The sequence below is a fragment of the Carboxylicivirga litoralis genome, assembly GCF_025499605.1.
Lineage (GTDB): Bacteria > Bacteroidota > Bacteroidia > Bacteroidales > Marinilabiliaceae > Carboxylicivirga > Carboxylicivirga litoralis.
In genome coordinates, this window is the sequence record NZ_JAFMVC010000001.1 from 490483 (window position 1) to 509992 (window position 19510).

A 19510-nucleotide genomic window follows, 5' to 3' on the forward strand; every position below is an offset into this window, starting at 1 on the left:
CTGCGGAATAGATTCTTCGTTTTAAGTTTCGTACATTTGCGGCCTATTTAAAATAGGATAAGAAACCAATCGACCCGCAAGTTATAACACTCTGTTATCAAAAGGATAGCAGCATTAAGATTTTTTTGAAAAACGCGTTAGCATGAAGTTATTAGTAAAAACCTTTCATGGTTTAGAAGATGTATTGGCTGAAGAATTAAAGGAATTAGGAGCCAAGGATGTAACACCAATCAAACGAGCTGTCACATGTACCGGCGATAAAGAGGTTCTTTATAAAGCCAATCTGCACCTGAGAACTGCGCTTCGCGTTCTGGTTCCTGTTTTAACTTTTAAAGCCAAAACCGAAGACGAACTTTATAAAAACATCTATAAATTCGATTGGTCGGCCTACATTACTGAAAAAAACACCTTTGCGATAGATGCCGTCGCTTTTTCAGACTATTTCAAACACACAAAATACCTGGCCTTAAAATCAAAAGATGCCATTGTTGACCAATTCAGAGATAAAAATGGCCAGCGCCCATCGATAAATGTTGAAAAGCCTGACTTGCAAATCAACATTCACGTTTCAAACGACCAATTTACGGTTTCTCTGGATAGCTCGGTTGAATCGTTACACCGAAGAGGCTATCGTAGCCCACACCACAAAGCGCCATTAAATGAAGTATTGGCAGCGGGTATGCTAAAAATTGCCAAATGGCACAAAGACATTCCTTTGATTGACCCTATGTGTGGTACCGGAACCATTTTGATGGAAGCCGCCATGATGGCTTGCGATATGCCGGCTAACTTCAAGCGCAAACACTTTGGATTTATGTCGTGGGCCGACTTTGATAAAGCATTATGGGAAAAGATTTATACCGAGGCTGAAAATAAAATCCGCTATCCAAAAGTAAATATTGTTGGTGGCGATAATAATCCTCAAGCTATCGACATGGCGAAGACTTCTTCCCTGGATTTTCGATTGAATCGTCAAATCAGAATTATCCGCTCCAATATGGAAGACCATATGCCACCGGCACCGCGAGGCATGATGATTACCAACCCACCTTATGGTGAGCGTTTAACGAAGGACAACATCAACGAATTCTATAAAAAGATAGGTACTCACCTTAAAAAGAATTATACCGACTGGCAAGCCTGGATTATCACTTCAAACATGGATGCACTGAAGCATGTTGGTTTGCGTCCCGACTCAAAATACAAGCTTTACAATGGCTCATTAGAGTGCCGATTTGTGGCTTACGATATGTTTGAAGGCGAAATGAAGGAATTTAAAAAGAAGGTCAATCGAACAAGAAGACGAATCGATAGTTAATATATTGAAAATTCGTTGAATGGCTTATTTGATGATTTGATTTTTAAATCTGTCTGCTAGTTTTTTTTGGCTAATAGCTATCAGCTAAAAGCTGGCGGCCAAAAGATAAAAGACATGCAAAACAGAATTACAGAACTCTTCAATATTCAATACCCCATTATTCAGGGCGGAATGGTATGGTGCAGCGGCTGGCGACTGGCCTCGGCTGTGAGTAACAACGGCGGACTTGGCCTCCTGGGTGCAGGCTCAATGTATCCCGAGGTTTTTCGTGAACACATCCAAAAGATGAAAAATGCGACCGATAAACCCTGGGGCGTTAATGTGCCACTTTTGTACCCCAACATTGATGAGTTGATGCAAATCATCGTGGAAGAAGGTGTGAAAATCGTCTTTACGTCTGCTGGCAATCCGACTAAGTGGACGGGATTTTTAAAGGAAAAAGGCATCACTGTTGTTCATGTGATTGCCAATGGCCGTTTTGCTAAAAAATGCGAGGAGGCAGGTGTGGATGCAATTGTTGCCGAAGGCTTTGAAGCCGGGGGACACAACGGACGCGAAGAAACAACAACACTTACTTTGATCCCTTCCATTAGGCAGCAAACCAACTTACCATTAATTGCTGCAGGTGGCATTGGCACTGGCAAAGGCATATTTGCAGCATTGGCCTTAGGTGCCGATGGTGTTCAAATTGGTTCTCGATTTGCCATCACCGAGGAGTCATCTGCACATGCTGCATTTAAGCAGTTGGTGGTTGAAACCGGCGAAGGCGGCACCTTGTTATCGCTTAAAAAGCTGGCGCCGGTGCGTTTAATGAAGAATGCGTTTTTTGAACAGGTTCATCAAGCTGAGAAAGCAGGTGCTTCAACATTGGAGTTACAACAGCTACTTGGTAAAGGACGAGCCAAAAAAGGTATTTTCGAAGGTGATTTGACCGAAGGTGAACTTGAAATAGGACAGGTAGCCTCTTTAATCAATGACATTAAACCTGTTGCCGAAGTTTTTAACGACCTGTTAAGTGAATACCGTAGTGTAAAAGAAGAGGCAAGCTCCAATCAACGATTTGATTTCTGATGATAAATATTGAAAAAAGAACCTTATCCAACGGGCTACGTGTTGTAGTTCACGTTGATAAAAGCACACCCTTAGCGGCTGTCAATTTACTATATAATGTGGGCTCAAAAAACGAGCAAGCCGACAAAACCGGCTTTGCTCACCTGTTTGAGCATTTAATGTTTGGGGGCAGCAAAAACATCCCCTCTTACGATACACCTTTGCAAATGGTGGGTGGCGATAACAACGCCTGGACAAGCTGTGACATCACCAACTACTACCTGACCTTGCCGGCAGCCAACCTCGAAACAGGTTTCTGGCTGGAGTCAGACCGTATGCTGGAGCTCGATTTTTCGGAAAAAAGCCTTGAAGTACAGCGAAAGGTGGTGATTGAGGAATTCAAGCAACGCTACCTCAACCAACCCTATGGCGATATACCGTTGCTGCTAAGCCCACTGGCGTATAAGGTTCATCCTTATCAGTGGCCAACCATTGGCAAGGATATTTCACACATTGAGAATGCCACGCTGGATGATGTCAAATCATTCTTTTACAGTCACTATGCGCCCAACAATGCGGTACTGTGTGTTTCGGGTAATGTAAAGCCCGATAAAGTATTTCAACTGGCTGAGAAATGGTTTGGTGACATCCCTTACCGTGAACTGGACGCAAAAGAAATTCCACTGGAGCCCAAACAGTTGGAAGAACGTCAGCTGGAAGTTGAACGTAAAGTGCCTGCCGATATGATTTATAAAGTATTTCATATTGGCCAACGCACCGATGATGATTTTTACACCGTTGATTTGCTCTCCGATGTGCTTTCCAACGGACCATCGGCCCGCATGAACCAATCACTTGTTAAAGAACAACAATTATTTAGCGAGGTGAATGCCTATATTTCAGGCGACCATCATCCTGGATTATTCACTGTAACTGGCCGTTTATTACCCGGCACCACAATGGAAAAAGCGGAGGAAGCCATACAGGTTGAACTGGATAAAATCAGTTCGGATATGGTGAGCGACTATGAGTTACAGAAAGTTAAAAATAAGATTGAGTCATCCTTAGTCTTCTCAGAAATCAGCTTTTTAAACAAAGCCATGAACCTGGCATCGTTTGAATTATTGAGCCAGGCCGAAGATATTAATGACGAAGTTAATAAGTACCGGGCCGTCACAGCACAAGGCCTGCTCGACTGTGCTCAAAAGACATTCAGACCAACAAACAGTTCCACATTGTATTATCGCTCAAGCCAATAAATATGCAGATCAACCGACACGAAGCTCCTGAATTTAAAAACATTGACGCCTTTGAGCTATTGCCCATTGAGACCTTTGAACTGAACAATGGGATTAAAGTACATTTGATGCAAGCCGGTTCACAAGAAGTGGCCAAGCTGGATTTCCTGTTTCCGGCAGGTTCAGTGCAAGCCAATAAACCACTGTTGGCATCCATCACAAATAAAGCCTTGTCGGAAGGCACAACAAATAAAACGGGAGCTGAGATATCAGAGAAAATAGATTTCTACGGCGCCTTCATCGGCCAACAAGCATCCTTTCATCATTCCATTGTTACCCTTGTTTCGCTAACGCATTTTTTGCCACAAACATTAGCGATACTCGAAGACATGGTTAAAAATCCGGTATTTGAGCAGAAGGAAATCGATACGCTTATTAACAAGCGAAAGCAAGAATATCTGATTGAAAGCGACAAAGTAAAAACGCTGGCCACACGTGCTTTCACGCAAAACCTGTATGGCAAAGAGCATCCGTATGGTAATTACGTCACCATGGATGACTTTGAGAATTTAACTCGAGAAGATGTCATCCGTTTTCATCAAAAAGCCTATATACCTGAAGGAACACATATTATAATCTCAGGTCAGCCGGGCGAAAACATTAAAGCATTGCTTAACCAGCACTTTGGCGAGCAATGGTCTGATGCGTCTGTTCTGAGTGATTCTAAACCAAATGAAAACCTGGTACAGGAAAAAAGCATTTTTGTTGAAAAAGCTGATGCACTGCAGTCTTCCATCAAAATAGGTATTCCCCTGTTTACCAAAGATCATCCCGATTTTCATGGCATGCAAATCCTCAACACGGTGCTGGGTGGCTATTTTGGTTCGCGCCTGATGACCAACATCCGTGAAGAAAAAGGCCTAACCTATGGCATTTCGTCCTTTATAATGACCTATAAATATGCCGGATTCCTGGTTATCAGCTCCGATGTTAAAGCCGAGAACAGAGACCTGGCTGTTAAAGAAATTATGAACGAGATACGCCAGCTGCGCGACGAGTTAATTGGCGATGAAGAGTTGGAGTTAGTACGCAATTTCTTATTGGGCGATATGATTCGCAACTTCGATGGTCCTTTTGCCACGGCTGATAACTATCGCGGTTTGATTGACCTTAACCTACCAACAACCTACTTCAATCAGTTTTTTGATGTTCTGAAAAACATTACCGCTAAGGAGCTTCAAGCACTGGCACAAAAATACTTTAAGGAAGAAAATATCATTAAAGTAATAGCTGGCAAATGATGTTTGATATCCATTTAAGCTGGCAAAAAATATTATAACGTCTCTAAACAAAAATAACACAGAGACACTGAGTCGCAGAGTTTTGTTTTAATAAACCTTCAAATACGCTGCTCCTTTGTGTCTCTGTGTTTATTATTTTACATCATTTCATTCGTCCAAAGATGGTTATGTCCTTTGCTTCAATGAAAGGAAATAAGTATTTTAGTTCGCTTTAACGACTACGTGCATGACTAAATTGGATTGGGAAGAAGAAGATAAATTAATTCGTGAGCAATTCAGCAAGCTCATGGAAGCTTGTCCGCGTTGCCAGACACCAGAGAATACCAAACTGGTAACCAAAGCTTTTGAGTTAGCTCATGAGGCACATAAAGGTATGCGCCGAAAATCGGGCGAACCTTACATTCTGCACCCCATTGAGGTAGCACGTATTGCTGCCGAAGAAATAGGGCTCGGCACCAAAGGTGTTATCGCGGCCTTATTGCACGATGTAGTTGAAGATACCGATTACACGGTTGAAGATCTTCAAAATATTTTTGGTGAGAAAATAGCCTCCATTGTGGCTGGCCTCACCAAGCTGGAAGGTGTTTTTGATCAAAGCACATCCATACAGGCCGAAAACTTCCGCAAGTTATTATTAACCATGGTAGAAGATGTGCGCGTTATATTGATTAAGCTGGCCGACCGGCTACATAACATGCGCACCCTCAACTCAATGCCTGAACACAAGCGCTTGAAGATTGCGGGCGAAACATTATACTTTTATGCTCCGCTGGCTCACCGCTTAGGCTTGTATGCCATTAAATCGGAGCTGGAAGATTTAAGTCTGAAGTATGAATTACCCCAGGTCTTCAATAACCTTAGTCAGAAAGTTAAGGACAGTGAAGAACAACATGTTGAATTTATCAATCATTTTAAAGAACCGATTGAAAAACGTCTTTTAGCCGAAGGCTATGAATTTGATGTGGTGGGACGTCATAAATCCATCTATTCCATCTGGAGTAAGATGCAAAAGAAAGATTTACCTTTTGAGGAAGTGTATGATGTGCTGGCTATCCGCGTCGTTTTTACGCCTAAAAGCCATTTACCGGAAAAAACACAATGCTGGGCCATCTATTCCATGATTACCGACATCTATAAGCCCAAACCAGACCGCTTGCGCGACTGGGTGTCGACACCAAAAGCGAATGGATATGAAGCTTTACACAGCACGGTAATGGGACCCGATGGCAAATGGGTGGAAATTCAGATTCGCACCAAACGAATGGATGAGATTGCCGAACGTGGCTTTGCAGCACACTGGAAATACAAAGGGCAGAAAGAAAAAGAATCAGAACTGGACAAATGGCTGGAGATGATTAAAGAGCTACTTGATAATCCAGATGCTGATTCTTTAGAGTTTTTAGACGATTTCAAACTCAACCTGTTTGCTTCTGAAATCATGATATTTACCCCTAAAGGTGAAGTACGTGTACTTCCCAAAGGAGCAACAGCATTGGATTTTGCCTTTGACATCCATACCGACATTGGTTATAAATGCATTGGTGCCAAAGTAAATTTTAAACTCGTTCCGCTTAGTCATCAACTCAAAAGTGGTGACCAAGTCGAAATCATTACTTCTGAAAAACAGCAACCCAAATACGATTGGCTCAACTTTGTGACTACGGCTAAAGCCAAGACACGAATTAAAAATGCCTTTAAAGAAGAGCGTAAGTCAATCATTGAAAAAGGTGAACAGATTTTAGAAGATGCTCTTCACAAGAAGAAACTCACCATTAACTCCCGCATTCTCAAAAAAATACTAGACTTTCACAAGCTACAGAAACGCGATGAGCTGTATTTTAAAATAGGGAAAGGCACGTTAAAACTCGACAACCTGCACAAAATTCTTAGTACTAAGTCAACGAACAAATGGATTCGCTACTGGAAACTGAACTTTGGAATGTCGACCAACAAACAAGACACCGACCAAGCCGAACCTCCTCAAAAGAAAAAACAAGTCGTTTTATCAGACAATGAAGAGCAGGATCAGTTCACAATTTCAGAATGCTGCAATCCCATACCAGGCGATGATATTTTGGCCTTTCAGGATGATAATGACAAAATAATTCTGCACAGCCGAAAATGCCCCATTGCCCTTAAGTTAATGTCGAGCCAGGGTAACCGTATTGTGTCTGCTCAGTGGGAATCACATAAAATACTATCTTACCTGGCTCTGATTAATTTATCGGGCATTGATAAAATGGGAATCGTTAGCCAGATAACCAAAGTTATTTCGGAAGACCAGAATGTTAACATGCGTTCTATTAATATAGAGAGTCACGATGGCATTTTCGAAGGTAGCATCTACTTGTACATTCATAATACAGAGGATTTAAATAACCTCATTCTAACCATTATGAAGATTAAAGGAGTGCATAACGTTACACGACAAGACCGCATTAAAGCTGATTTATAATAATTCTAAACAAGTATTTTTTAATCACGCTATTTTAATTATTTTTAGGCTCTATTTTAATTGAGACTGCATATGAATAAGGTAGAAGCCAAAGATGTGGTAAAACAGCTATTCACAGAATACCTGCAACGCAACGGACATAGAAAAACACCTGAGCGTTATGCCATATTAGATGAGATTTATAGCCGCGATGGACACTTCGACATCGAGTCGCTTTACATCTTTATGAAGAACAAAAACTATCGTGTTAGTCGTGCTACCTTATACAACACCATTGACTTGTTATTAGATTGTAAATTAGTCATCAAACATCAGTTTGGAAAAAACATAGCGCAATTTGAGAAAGCCTTTGAATCCAAGCAACACGATCACCTGATTTGCACCAACTGTGGAAAAGTAATTGAATTTTGCGATCCAGGCATTCAAACTGTATTGAACAATGCAGCCAGCTTTAATGAATTTAAAGTGTCGCACCACTCATTGTATGTTTATGGTACCTGCAAAGACTGCCTGAACGAAGAAACGAAAGAATAACATTATTCGATAAAAAAACAGAGCTTTACAATAGCTTTTAACGGTATATTGTGTACTTTTACAAATCGGAATTCTGAGCCAATCGGAAGTCCGATTTTTCATGTTATACCATTGATAAAAAAGTGTTTAACATGACATTGAACAAGCCGCCGTGCTTCGATTCATTTACAAACAACAGGCTCATCGAGCATAATATTAAAACGAAAGAGAATGAAGGTTGATGTTTTACTAGGACTCCAATGGGGGGACGAAGGCAAAGGAAAAGTTGTTGATGTTTTGACTCCTCAATACGATGTCATCACCCGTTTTCAGGGAGGACCAAATGCTGGTCATACCTTAGAGTTTGACAATTTCAAACATGTATTGCACAATATCCCATCGGGTATTTTCCACAACGATAAAGCTAATATTGTTGGAAATGGTGTGGTATTGGATCCTATTACATTCAAGCACGAAATCGATTCATTAAAAGAAAAAGGTTTCGACATCACTAAAAACCTTTATATCTCAAAGAAAGCGCATTTAATTTTACCAACTCACCGTATTTTGGATGCCGCATCTGAAGCTTCTAAAGGTAAAACCAAGATTGGTTCAACATTAAAAGGTATTGGCCCAACCTACATGGATAAAACCGGTCGAAACGGCCTTCGTGTGGGCGACATCCTTCATAACTTCGAAGAAAAATACGCTGCATTGAAAGAGAAGCATGTAAAAATGCTTGAAATGTACGACTTCGAATACAATATTGAAGAGTTCGAAAAGGGTTTGACTGAAGGCATTGAAACACTTAAGAGCTGCATTATAATCGATAGCGAACACGAAATTAACAAACACCTTAAAGCGGGTAAAACCATTTTGGCAGAAGGCGCTCAGGGTACCTTGTTAGACATTGACTTTGGTTCGTACCCATTCGTAACTTCATCGAACACAATTTGTGCCGGTGCTTGTACGGGTATGGGTGTGGCTCCAAATAAAATTGGTGAAGTATTCGGTATCTTCAAAGCCTATTGTACGCGTGTAGGTAGCGGACCGTTCCCTACTGAGTTATTCGACGAAACAGGTGAAGAGTTGCGTAAAGCAGGTCACGAATTTGGAGCTACTACAGGTCGTCCTCGCCGTTGTGGCTGGATTGATTTAGTGGCCTTAAAATACTCGGTAATGATTAATGGGGTAACTCAGCTTATCATGACTAAAGGTGATGTATTAAGTGGTTTTGAAACCATTAAAGCAGCAACTGCTTATAAATTACCAGACGGAACCATTACTGAAGAGTTCCCATTTGAATTAACAGATGATGTAAAACCAGTTTACGAGGAAATCAAAGGCTGGAAAGAAGACTTGACAGGTGTTAAATCAGAAGATGAATTCCCGCAGGCCTTAAAAGACTACATTGCTTACCTTGAAAAGCAATTAGAGGTGCCTATCACCATCGTTTCGGTTGGTCCTGACCGCGAACAAACGATTGTGCGCAAATAAGACGAAAGACGAGTAATCTTACGATATATCGAAAGCCTGCATTGTTGCAGGCTTTTTTTGTTTCTATCCAAAACTAACTGACATTCCCCCATACTTTCAAATCCACCTTTGATTCAATGGCCCCGTTATCTGACTTGGTCAGAACTTTGCTTGGCTCGTTCGTTCCTTTTGGTTAGTATTTTCGGAAATATATTCTAGACATACGGGACTTCGGTTAACATTCTTCGTATACATTTCTCATCTTTATCCATTCGATAAAAGCAAATAATACCAATGGCACATCTCTAATACACATTTTTAGATAAGAAAGTATTCTTCATCCGAGCACATCACGCCCTGTTTTGAGCACAATAAAACAGCCATCTAATAATAGATGGCTGCATATATATATCTAAAAGGCAACTGCTACTTATTATTCCGCACCTTTCTCTAAACCATATCCAAATTTCTTATCCGCTTGCTTTAATTTAAACGATAAGAAAATAGAAATAACACCACATGCCACCAAAATCAAAATTGGAATTGTATAGTCATAAACTGCATTGCCTGCTTGTATAGCATCTAACTGGTCTTTATTCACAAAGTCAAGTAATGCGCCAATACCCCAGAAGAAGGCAGCTAATCCATAGTTTTGAATCGTAAACATGAACGAATAAGCAGAACCTAAACGACTCTCAGGAACAATCTTAGCTACTGAAGGCCACATAGCTGCCGGCACCAATGAGAAGGCAATACCTAAACTCAACAGTCCGAAATATCCAAGATATACATTATTGAATACCGATAGTGACAAGTGAGCAAAGATTAACAATAAAGAACCTAAAATCATTAATGAGGCTGCTTTACCATTTTTATCTACATAGCTACCAAAAATTGGTGTAAAGATGATAGAACCAAGCGGAATCAAAGACGCCGTTTTTGGTCCATTATCCAACCACTGCGAGAACACATCCCACATACTGCCAATGTATAACGCAAATAGTGCTCCGATAACAACGCGCGCAATCAAAGCCTGCGCATTGGATTTTAAGCGCGGTGGAATTGTTGAAAAAGCAATGGCAAACAAGAATAAGCCCACAAAAACCAATGAGTTTCCTAAGGCAGGGCTTCCATTGACTACAATATTTGCACCTTCAGGTAATGCTGATGTAAACCCGAACTTATTTACCAACAAGTCGGCAGCATACTGAATGAATGGAAATACCGCTGCGTAGAAAGCAACACATAAAAGAGTAATATAAATGAATGCTGAGTTTTGAAGTAACTTCAACAAGTCAGCAATTTTAAACTCTTCTTCTCCACCTTCTTCGGCAGCTTCTTTATTTTGCTTGTCAAGTTTAATATCGAAGAAGATATAAACCACGAACATAATTAGTGCAATACCTAACAATGAAGCTGCAAAACCAACAGCTGTTGAGAAGTGTCCGCCAGCGATATCAGGAGAAACAGCAATACCCATAGCAGAACCTAAACGACCGAAGCCCATGTTGATGGCCATAGCTAATGCCAGCTCATAACCTTTAAACCACTTAACAATAGTACGGGTTGCCACCACACACACTACTTCAAGTCCCGAACCAAACATCATACGACCAACAATCATGGCCCATAACACCGTGTTAGGATCATCGCCAAAAGTACCGATAGATGCTAAATAAACCACTAAACCACCGGCTGCAGAAAGACCACCGAAGATTAAACCTGCTAAGCGAACACCCCATTTATCCATCAGGATACCACCAAGCATAATCATACCAAACAGGTTGGCAAATGTTGTTAAACTGATGATACGACCAAAGTTTTCACTTGTAAAACCGTACTCATCTAGTAATAAATCTTTTACCCCACCAAAGAAATCCTGAAACCAATATGTAGAAAAGGTTAAGGCACTTAATAAGATCAAGGCGAACCAACGCAATGCGGCTGAATCGCGCAAAGTCTTTTGTATTTTTTCTGTCATTACAATTTGTAGTTAGTTATACGAACAAAAAAGAATAGCCGCAATTGATATTGCAGCTACTCCTATATAAAATTATTTATTTCTTTACAGGTATACTTTTCAGTGTCTCCTCCAAATACTCCCAGAACAGACCAACCGTTTCGATATTTACTTTTTCATCAGGTGAGTGCGGAAAGCGGATAGTAGGACCAAAAGAAATCATATCCCAATGAGGATAAGCACTTCCTAAGATACCACATTCCAAACCAGCGTGAATCGCTTTAATTTCCGGCACCTTACCCCATTTCTTCTGATAAACATCCTGCATAGTTTTCAAGATTGGAGAATCCATATTTGGTTTCCAACCGGGATACTGGCCACCAAAGCTAATTTCAGCACCTGCCAAACGGAATACGCTTTCCATTTTTGAGGCTAAAGCTTCAATTGCAGTATTAACAGAGCTACGCATCAAAGCCTGAACAATGATTTCGCCATTACCAGACTTAACAATCGCCAGGTTAGTAGATGTTTCTGTTAATCCTTCCATGTCAGTACTCATGCGCATCACACCGTTTGGTGCAGCTATCACACCGTTGATTAGGTCATCCTGCGTTACTTCATCAATAATTGACACTGGTAAATCTGTTTTCTCAGCCGTGAATGATAAATCAGGCTCAACAGAACCAAACTCTGATTTATAAATTTCTTCGTACTCTTCCAGGCTTTCGATGAAGTCATCAGCATTTTCAGCAGGTACAGTAACCACCGCAAAGGCTTCGCGAGGAATGGCATTGCGCAAGCTACCACCATCGATAGAAGCCAAACGTGCCTCATCGTTAGCTACTGCAAATTTCAGAAAGCGGAACATTAGCTTGTTAGCATTACCGCGTCCCAACACGATATCCATACCTGAGTGACCACCTTTTAAACCGGTCATCGACAACTTAAAAGCAACAGAATCAGCTGGCACTTCCTCATCTGTATATGTAAATTTCGCGTTGGCATCACAACCACCGGCACACCCCACATATAATTCACCTTCGTCTTCTGAATCCATATTCAGCAAGATATCACCCTTAAGGATACCAGGCTTAAGCGCATTAGCGCCAGTCATCCCAGCTTCTTCATCCATAGTAATAAGTGCTTCTACCGGCCCATGCTCCATATCAGTAGCCTGAAGAACAGCCATGGCAGCTGCTACACCAATTCCATTATCAGCACCTAATGTTGTTCCGTTAGCTGTTACCCAACCATCTTCAATATATGTTTCAATCGGATCTGTTTCGAAATTGTGCTCTTTATCGCTATTCTTTTGTGGCACCATGTCAATATGGCTTTGAAGAATAACACCCATACGGTCTTCATACCCCGGAGTAGCAGGCTTGCGGATAATAATATTACCCACCTCATCGCGAATAGTTTCTAAACCTAATGATTTACCAAACTCCTCCATAAAATCGATGGCCTTTCCTTCTTTTTTCGAAGGACGAGGAATTTGAGTTAATTTATAAAAGCTTTCCCAAAGACTCTGGGGAGATAACTTAGCTATTTCGTCGTTCATGACTAATTATTTAAAAAGGGATTATTTAATTATTACTTTCTATCGATACTTTGGAGTGCACCCGTTTTTGGATTGATACGAATACTCACATTTTCCTGCTCCAACACATTAGATGGCATCGAAATTACCTGACCAAATTGTCCGAGATATACTTCTTTCTCTTTAATCAATACATTCTTGTCGATAATTTTAATGGTTGCTTTACCAGGCTGACAATAATATAGTCCATTACGCACTTCCTGTCCTTTTTCCTCAGCGACAACGGCATCTGGCAATTGCTTTTCTTCATTGGCTTCCAACTCAAAATAAACAGGCGCACCACTCACATCCATTTTATCAACAATACCCGAAACCGTTGAAAATCGGAATAACACATCATTGTTAGTACTCATTTTATCAGGAATAATATCATAAGACTGTGTCATGGTAAAAGTCTCGGTTTTACCAATAAACAGCTCCATGTGTTCTTTTTCCAGTTGGTTTAATTCGCGCACCATCACCTCATACGACTGTCCGTCGGGGGGCAGTTGCTCAAAGTCGCTGGCTAATATTTTAAATCGACGCTTACGAATTTTATAAATGTAATTAGCAGTTTCTTCTGCCATAGCAGCTGTCGAAGTCTTAACCAACTGCTTTTCTATCATAGCCACATCATTAAAGTTAACATCATCAATGGTAGGCACTTCGGTTACTGTAAACTCTTTCAAATAACAATCAGAGTCAACAAAGCCGCTGTTAACACCAGCTAAAACACCTGAAGAAGTCAAATTAATAAACGGTGCAGAACTTGGACCTGAGTAGGAAATAGAATAACGTTTATTATCATCAGGCCTACCATAGGTTTCCACATTAACTGATTTAATGCGCCACTCTTCTTTATCCTCCGTCACCACATCACTCACATTCAACATTTTTTGAGAATAACGATAAAATGGTCCTACTTTGCTAATGGTTTTCTCCACTTCTACATTGACACGAATAACAGTTGTTGGCAAACTATAAAGCAAAGCGTTAGCAGTGGCATTATTCATTTGCGCTACATCTTGTACATTAACTTTACCGGGAACAACAGGCTGTTGTACTGCACACGAAGACAAAACAGCTGCAGCACCTATGGCAAGAATAAATTTCTTCATCATCTTAACTATTAATGATTAATAAGGCCCAGAGATAAGCAATTTTTAAGCCAAAACTCAATACACCTATATCACAACAAACGTCGCTTTATCCATCAAAGTACGACGAACACCAAAGGTAAACGAAAAAAATTAAAAGCCAAGATGATAATTATCGCCTTAATTGCTGAAATGCAACACCTATTTTTGAAATAATATCAGAAGCAACGATGGCTTCCTCAGCTGATTCATCCAACAATAAGTCTGCTGCCAAACCGTGCAGATAAACACCCATACGAGCCGCTTCGAGTGGCGGATAGCCTTGAGATAACAATGACAATAACATGCCGGTTAATACATCGCCACTCCCGGCCGTTGCCATACCATAGTTGCCTGTCGAATTAAAATAACAGTGCCCTTCAGAACTAATCACGGCTGTGTAGGCCCCTTTTAGCACCATCGTTACTTCCATATCTTTGGCAAAATTGATGGCTTTTTGTAAGCGCTCAAAAGCGCTGTTACTTTGGCCTGCTAAACGATCGAACTCACCGGGATGCGGCGTTAATATGGCATTATTTGGCACCAGCCCCCATAACTCATCATCAATGGATAGAATATTGAGCGCATCAGCATCGAGCACAATTGGTTTCCCATCCAACGATTCCAATAATTCACGTAAAGCAGTTTGCGTATTGGGTTTGATTCCAATACCAGGCCCTATGCCAATAGCTGAATAAGCCAACACATCAGGAAACTCTGATATTAAAATATCAGAACGGTCAATATTGGTCATGGCCTCAGGCACAGCTGTTTGAATAATGGGATATCCCAAACGAGGCACATGCGTAGTTAATAAGCCCACACCTGTCTTTAAACAAGCTCTGGAAGCTAAAACAGCAGCTCCCATTTTTCCGTAATTACCTGCCAATAATAAAGCATGACCAAAGTGTCCTTTATGTGCAAAACGACTGTGATTTTTGAGCAGTCGCTTGACATGACTGACTTCAGTATAACAATAGTCCGATTGTGTTTCCTTAATTATAACAGGGTGCAAACCTATATCCACCACATGCCATTCGCCAACATAGTTTTCATTCTCGGGTAGCAAAAAAGCCAGTTTGGGAAACTGAAAACTAATGGTATGCTCCGCCATGATAATGGCATCCAAGTTATTCGAGGCATTATCCTCGCCAAATAAACCAGATGGAATATCAATACTAATCACCTCTACATCCTGATCATTAATGTATTCAACCAGGTTTTTAGCCAAGCCGCCTAGTGGACGATTTAATCCTGAACCAAAAAGTCCATCGATAAAAATATCCTCATCACTGATTTGTGTAAATTGTTCTTCTGAACTTAAAAACCTGACACAGTCCTTAATCAATTTTAGCCTTTCCAGGTTCATTTTTCCATCCTTACTAAGCTTCTCTGTCGGCGCTATTAAATAGACCTGTACTGCACGTCCATCTTGAATTAACATGCGAGCTACTGCCAATGCATCACCACCATTATTTCCAGGTCCAACCAGCACAGATACATCGCCATGCGGATATAGATGGGTAAACTTTTTATAGAACTGTAATGATGCTCTTTCCATCAAGTCAATGGATGCAATGGGTTCATTCGCGATTGTATATTGATCAATAGCTGAAATCTGAGTTACAGGAAATATCTTCATCTGAATAATTATAAGTCGACAACTATCAAATTTACAAAGATTTTAAAAGGTTTGGCATTTTTTCAAAAGCATTAAAAGATACGCTGTTAAAAAGTTAATTATTAATAATTTCTTAATATTTGTACCCTTTACATTTCTAACGCTCATATGCTTACGGCTCACCTGCTATAAAGCATGACGCTTACGATTTGTAAGTGAACCAAAAAAACATATATTTGCCACACTTTGAATTAACAACTAATTATAAATTAAATAGATATGTTTAAACAACATCCTAAAGGACTAATACCTGCCGCTCTTGCCAATATGGGTGAGCGATTTGGTTTTTACACAATGATGGCCATTCTTGTGCTTTTCTTACAGGCTAAGTTTGGATTGAATGGTAAAGATGCAGGGCTTATTTATTCTGTTTTCTATGCGTTAATTTACATCTTGTCACTAGCAGGTGGTTTCATTGCCGATAGATTAAGAAACTACAAGGGAACCATTTTAAGTGGTTTAGTGGTAATGGGACTTGGTTATGTTTTTCTTGCCATTCCAACCGGAGCTAACTCATTCACTCTTGTAATGACTTGTCTGGCTTTATTCGTTATTTCTTTTGGTAACGGACTATTCAAAGGAAACTTACAAGCGTTAGTTGGTCAGATGTATGATAACGAAGAGTATGGTAAGTATCGTGACTCGGGTTTCTCGTTGTTCTACATGTTTATTAACGTTGGTGCTATCTTTGCGCCATTCATCGCTGTAGGTGTTCGTAACTGGTGGTTAAACAGCAACGGTTTTAATTACAATGCCGACCTTCCTGCTGTTTGTCACTCATTTATTGACGGAACTATTTCTGCAGAAGCAACTACTAAATTCCAGGAAATGGCTAATGCCGCCAATGGTTCCACGGTAGCTGATCTTGGTGCATTTGCAAATGAATACTTAAATGTGTTCTCAACTGGATTCCACTATGCATTCGGAACAGCAATTGTTGCTATGCTTATTTCTTTGGTTATCTACATGGTAAACAAGAAATATTTCCCAAATCCAGGTGGACACGATGAAGCAACAAATGCAGGTGCTAAAGCTGATGCTCCACAAATGGATGCTAAAGAAGTTAAACAGCGTTTATATGCTTTATTTGCTGTATTTGCTGTAGTTATTTTCTTCTGGTTCTCATTCCACCAGAATGGTTTAACCCTCACTATGTTTGCTAAAGATTTTACCGACTTAAGTATGATTAACATCAACTTAGGAAGTGTAAGCATCCAGGGAGCTGAGTTATTCCAGTCTATCAACCCATTCTTCGTTGTATTCTTAACCCCGATTGTAATGGCTGTGTTTGGCTGGCTACGCTCGCGCAACATGGAGCCTTCAACACCTAAGAAAATTGCTATCGGTATGTTTATCGCAGCTTTAGGTTTTGTGGTTATGACTCTTGGCTCTATGGATTTACCATTATTCTCTTCAATCGATCCAAACCAGGGTGGAACACCACTTGATTTAGCTAAGAAGGTAACGCCAATGCTATTGATTGGAACTTACTTTATCCTTACTGTAGCTGAATTATTTATCAGTCCACTTGGAATCTCATTTGTATCAAAAGTAGCTCCTCCACAATACCAAGGTATTATGCAAGGTGGTTGGTTAGGCGCAACTGCATTAGGTAACCAGTTATTATTTATTGGTGCAATCTTCTACGAATCTATTCCAATCTGGGCAACATGGACAATTTTTGTGGTAGCATGTATTATTTCAATGTTCACTATGCTATTTATGTTGAAGTGGTTAGAAAGAGTTTCGAAGTAATTTGAACTTAACTATATACTAAAAAAGAGGCCAATTGGCCTCTTTTTTTATGTCTCATCATGAAGTATCAACATAGGGTGCTCTGGATGCAACACCATTTTTTTGGTTACACTAGGATGGAATAAACGTTCAAAGAAAGACTCGTTATGCCTAACAAGCGTTACAATATCAGCATCATTCTCATCCATAAATTTTAAGATACCATTGCAAACATCTTCACCTTCAATAAAGTTGAAACTTAAGTTCAATCCTTCGAAGTGAGTCGCTATTTTATTCTCTGCTTCTAAACGATTCACATAATCATCTTCCAGCACATTCACAAACATCAAATCAGCATGGAAATGATTCGATAAGTCACGCAATGGATTCACCACATCGTCTACTTTAACATCTTTCAAATCTGTGGCGAATACAATTTTATCGGGTTTTTTAAACTTGGCATGCTTAGGAACAACCAACAAAGCCGCATTAACATGCTTCACTACTTCGTAGGCATTACTTCCTAATAAGAAATTTTCAAGTGCTGTCTCTCCCCGGCAGCCCATCACAATTAACTCGGGTTTAAAGTCAGCGATTTCATTCTGGACAACTTCCATTAAATTGCCAAAGCGAGAAGCTAATTCAACGCGCGCATTAGGAAAACGCCTATGCAAGAGGGACAACTCATTCTTCAGTCCTTTCAGACTTTCTTCGGCCAATTCTTCTTTTACCTGCATAATATACGGACTGCCGCTAAACTCGAGATCGTAAGCATTAAGAAGGTCAAAATACACCTTTTCGTTTTCGAACATCTTGAGGGCGTACATGGCGGCATTCCTGGCAGTGTCAGAAAAATCAGTTAACAACAAAATCCGTTTCATAGCGTAATGATTTTAGGATTTTAGCTTTCTACTTGCGACACCGGCTTGAATAACCGTAGGAAAACTCATCACCGAACATTTTCGGAAAAGGTAATGCTATATTAGTATACGGAAGTTAGGAATAATTAGTTGTATTTTTAATCTACAGAATCAATTAGTTCATCAATAATATTGCTGCGTTAGTCAATAATAAGAAACCTAATTTCAAACTTGAGGTAATTAATCTGTTACGACAATAATGAATGGACTCTTCGAAGTAAAAATCGCCCTTCCAGATTTTGATCATCTACACTATGACCTTCTATTTTATTTGGGTCAGACAATTCGGCAATGCGGTCATCTAAACAGTATTCAACATCGAAAGGTGCATCCACTACTTCATAACTTTTACCGCGTAGCATCAAACGCTCTTCAATCACATCACCCTCCACATCGATTGAAATAAGGAATGAACCTTCACCATAAATATATTCACGATACACCAGAGTTCCGGATATCTTTTCACCAGCCTGTTTTAACACAGCATAACCCATATCAAACCCTGCTTCAAACTGTTCAAAAAATTGCCACTGACCGGTTAAATTCATTCATCAAGCACTTAGTCGGAAGACTGTAGTCAATAGCGATTGATAATAGTGACTAAAGCCTTCTTTAATTCATACAAAAAAGAGCTGGCAAATATAGCCAACTCTTTTGATATTTTATTATCAGGGGTTATCCTTATGCGGCTGGAATGCCACCCATACCGAATACCATTGCCAAAAGTGCTACAGTTTCAATAACACCCATGGCTGCAATGTACATACCCGCTCCCTGCTTGTCGTCAACAGCTAAGTTAGAACAAGCTGCAGCACCTGCACGTCCCTGCATAATTGCTGAAGCAGCAATAGCGATACCTACGAACAAAGCAAAAATCATCTGATTTGTATAACTATCAGGATTAAGATCAGCTCCAATTAAAGAGTTCATGAAAATCATACCATAAATCACCTGACTTAAGGGCATACCAACCATTGCCAATGCTAATGCCGGTAATTTCTTTTTGTCTTTAATTGATTGCTTCCAAAGTCCCATTGCACCCATTGCTGCAATTCCTGTTCCGATTGCTGAACCTACACCTGCGATTCCTAAAGCGATGGCGTGACCACCAAATCCATTTACTACTGTTAATAATGTCATTGTTTATAG

15 protein-coding genes are annotated in these 19510 nt (G+C 40.2%); 8 read left to right on the forward strand and 7 right to left on the reverse strand.

Annotated features, from left to right (window positions below):
• The first annotated feature begins 142 nt into the window (after positions 1 to 142).
• The 7 genes from J1N10_RS01935 to J1N10_RS01965 all read left to right on the forward strand — a co-directional run bounded on the left by J1N10_RS01935 (position 143) and on the right by J1N10_RS01965 (position 9372).
• Positions 143 to 1318, forward strand: a complete 1176-nt coding sequence (locus tag J1N10_RS01935; protein ID WP_262324987.1) for a THUMP domain-containing class I SAM-dependent RNA methyltransferase — start codon at positions 143 to 145, stop codon at positions 1316 to 1318.
• Between the two features lie 114 nt (positions 1319 to 1432).
• Positions 1433 to 2389, forward strand: coding sequence for an NAD(P)H-dependent flavin oxidoreductase (locus J1N10_RS01940; RefSeq protein ID WP_262324988.1), 957 nt, complete (start codon positions 1433 to 1435; stop codon positions 2387 to 2389).
• Positions 2389 to 3627, forward strand: a complete 1239-nt coding sequence (locus J1N10_RS01945) for a M16 family metallopeptidase (RefSeq protein WP_262324989.1) — start codon at positions 2389 to 2391, stop codon at positions 3625 to 3627. The genes J1N10_RS01940 and J1N10_RS01945 overlap by 1 nt, the downstream gene beginning before the upstream one ends.
• Positions 3628 to 3629: 2 nt before the next feature.
• Positions 3630 to 4907, forward strand: coding sequence for a M16 family metallopeptidase (locus J1N10_RS01950; protein WP_262324990.1), 1278 nt, complete (start codon positions 3630 to 3632; stop codon positions 4905 to 4907).
• Positions 4908 to 5133: 226 nt separating this feature from the next.
• A complete protein-coding gene (locus J1N10_RS01955) occupies positions 5134 to 7362 on the forward strand; it encodes a RelA/SpoT family protein (RefSeq protein ID WP_262324991.1) in 2229 nt (742 codons plus the stop codon).
• A 72-nt stretch (positions 7363 to 7434) separates the two neighbouring features.
• Positions 7435 to 7896: a Fur family transcriptional regulator gene (locus J1N10_RS01960; RefSeq protein ID WP_262324992.1), complete on the forward strand. Its 462-nt coding sequence runs from the start codon at positions 7435 to 7437 to the stop codon at positions 7894 to 7896.
• Positions 7897 to 8106: 210 nt separating this feature from the next.
• Positions 8107 to 9372, forward strand: coding sequence for an adenylosuccinate synthase (locus tag J1N10_RS01965; protein ID WP_262324993.1), 1266 nt, complete (start codon positions 8107 to 8109; stop codon positions 9370 to 9372).
• A 412-nt stretch (positions 9373 to 9784) separates the two neighbouring features.
• On the opposite strand, the gene J1N10_RS01970 is transcribed toward J1N10_RS01965, so the two are convergent.
• From J1N10_RS01970 to J1N10_RS01985, 4 genes are all read right to left on the reverse strand, one after another.
• On the reverse strand, positions 9785 to 11332 hold the full coding sequence (locus J1N10_RS01970; protein WP_262324994.1) for an MFS transporter: 1548 nt from the start codon (positions 11330 to 11332) through the stop codon (positions 9785 to 9787).
• Between the two features lie 76 nt (positions 11333 to 11408).
• Positions 11409 to 12872, reverse strand: coding sequence for an aminoacyl-histidine dipeptidase (locus J1N10_RS01975; protein ID WP_262324995.1), 1464 nt, complete (start codon positions 12870 to 12872; stop codon positions 11409 to 11411).
• A 32-nt stretch (positions 12873 to 12904) separates the two neighbouring features.
• On the reverse strand, positions 12905 to 14011 hold the full coding sequence (locus J1N10_RS01980) for a DUF4831 family protein (RefSeq protein WP_262324996.1): 1107 nt from the start codon (positions 14009 to 14011) through the stop codon (positions 12905 to 12907).
• Positions 14012 to 14159: 148 nt separating this feature from the next.
• Positions 14160 to 15668: an NAD(P)H-hydrate dehydratase gene (locus J1N10_RS01985; RefSeq protein ID WP_262324997.1), complete on the reverse strand. Its 1509-nt coding sequence runs from the start codon at positions 15666 to 15668 to the stop codon at positions 14160 to 14162.
• A 258-nt stretch (positions 15669 to 15926) separates the two neighbouring features.
• Between J1N10_RS01985 and J1N10_RS01990 the strand changes: the two genes are divergently transcribed.
• Positions 15927 to 17462: a peptide MFS transporter gene (locus tag J1N10_RS01990; RefSeq protein WP_262324998.1), complete on the forward strand. Its 1536-nt coding sequence runs from the start codon at positions 15927 to 15929 to the stop codon at positions 17460 to 17462.
• Positions 17463 to 17509: 47 nt separating this feature from the next.
• Here the strand turns inward: J1N10_RS01990 and J1N10_RS01995 are convergent, their stop codons facing one another.
• From J1N10_RS01995 to J1N10_RS02005, 3 genes are all read right to left on the reverse strand, one after another.
• The gene (locus tag J1N10_RS01995) at positions 17510 to 18322 is read right to left on the reverse strand and encodes a universal stress protein (protein ID WP_262324999.1); all 813 of its coding nucleotides are present in this window, start codon (positions 18320 to 18322) and stop codon (positions 17510 to 17512) included.
• Positions 18323 to 18549: 227 nt separating this feature from the next.
• A complete protein-coding gene (locus J1N10_RS02000; RefSeq protein WP_262325000.1) occupies positions 18550 to 18909 on the reverse strand; it encodes a hypothetical protein in 360 nt (119 codons plus the stop codon).
• 133 nt (positions 18910 to 19042) lie between these two features.
• Complete coding sequence (locus J1N10_RS02005; protein WP_262325001.1) at positions 19043 to 19501, reverse strand: hypothetical protein; 459 nt, start codon at positions 19499 to 19501, stop codon at positions 19043 to 19045.
• Between the last annotated feature and the right edge of the window lie 9 nt (positions 19502 to 19510).

Coding starts and splice junctions, on each gene's coding strand:
- J1N10_RS01935 (WP_262324987.1), top strand. CDS start 143: ATGAAGTTATTAGTAAAAACCTTTCATGGTTTAGAAGATGTATTGGCT.
- J1N10_RS01940 (WP_262324988.1), top strand. CDS start 1,433: ATGCAAAACAGAATTACAGAACTCTTCAATATTCAATACCCCATTATT.
- J1N10_RS01945 (WP_262324989.1), top strand. CDS start 2,389: ATGATAAATATTGAAAAAAGAACCTTATCCAACGGGCTACGTGTTGTA.
- J1N10_RS01950 (WP_262324990.1), top strand. CDS start 3,630: ATGCAGATCAACCGACACGAAGCTCCTGAATTTAAAAACATTGACGCC.
- J1N10_RS01955 (WP_262324991.1), top strand. CDS start 5,134: ATGACTAAATTGGATTGGGAAGAAGAAGATAAATTAATTCGTGAGCAA.
- J1N10_RS01960 (WP_262324992.1), top strand. CDS start 7,435: ATGAATAAGGTAGAAGCCAAAGATGTGGTAAAACAGCTATTCACAGAA.
- J1N10_RS01965 (WP_262324993.1), top strand. CDS start 8,107: ATGAAGGTTGATGTTTTACTAGGACTCCAATGGGGGGACGAAGGCAAA.
- J1N10_RS01970 (WP_262324994.1), bottom strand. CDS start 11,332: ATGACAGAAAAAATACAAAAGACTTTGCGCGATTCAGCCGCATTGCGT.
- J1N10_RS01975 (WP_262324995.1), bottom strand. CDS start 12,872: ATGAACGACGAAATAGCTAAGTTATCTCCCCAGAGTCTTTGGGAAAGC.
- J1N10_RS01980 (WP_262324996.1), bottom strand. CDS start 14,011: ATGATGAAGAAATTTATTCTTGCCATAGGTGCTGCAGCTGTTTTGTCT.
- J1N10_RS01985 (WP_262324997.1), bottom strand. CDS start 15,668: ATGAAGATATTTCCTGTAACTCAGATTTCAGCTATTGATCAATATACA.
- J1N10_RS01990 (WP_262324998.1), top strand. CDS start 15,927: ATGTTTAAACAACATCCTAAAGGACTAATACCTGCCGCTCTTGCCAAT.
- J1N10_RS01995 (WP_262324999.1), bottom strand. CDS start 18,322: ATGAAACGGATTTTGTTGTTAACTGATTTTTCTGACACTGCCAGGAAT.
- J1N10_RS02000 (WP_262325000.1), bottom strand. CDS start 18,909: ATGAATTTAACCGGTCAGTGGCAATTTTTTGAACAGTTTGAAGCAGGG.
- J1N10_RS02005 (WP_262325001.1), bottom strand. CDS start 19,501: ATGACATTATTAACAGTAGTAAATGGATTTGGTGGTCACGCCATCGCT.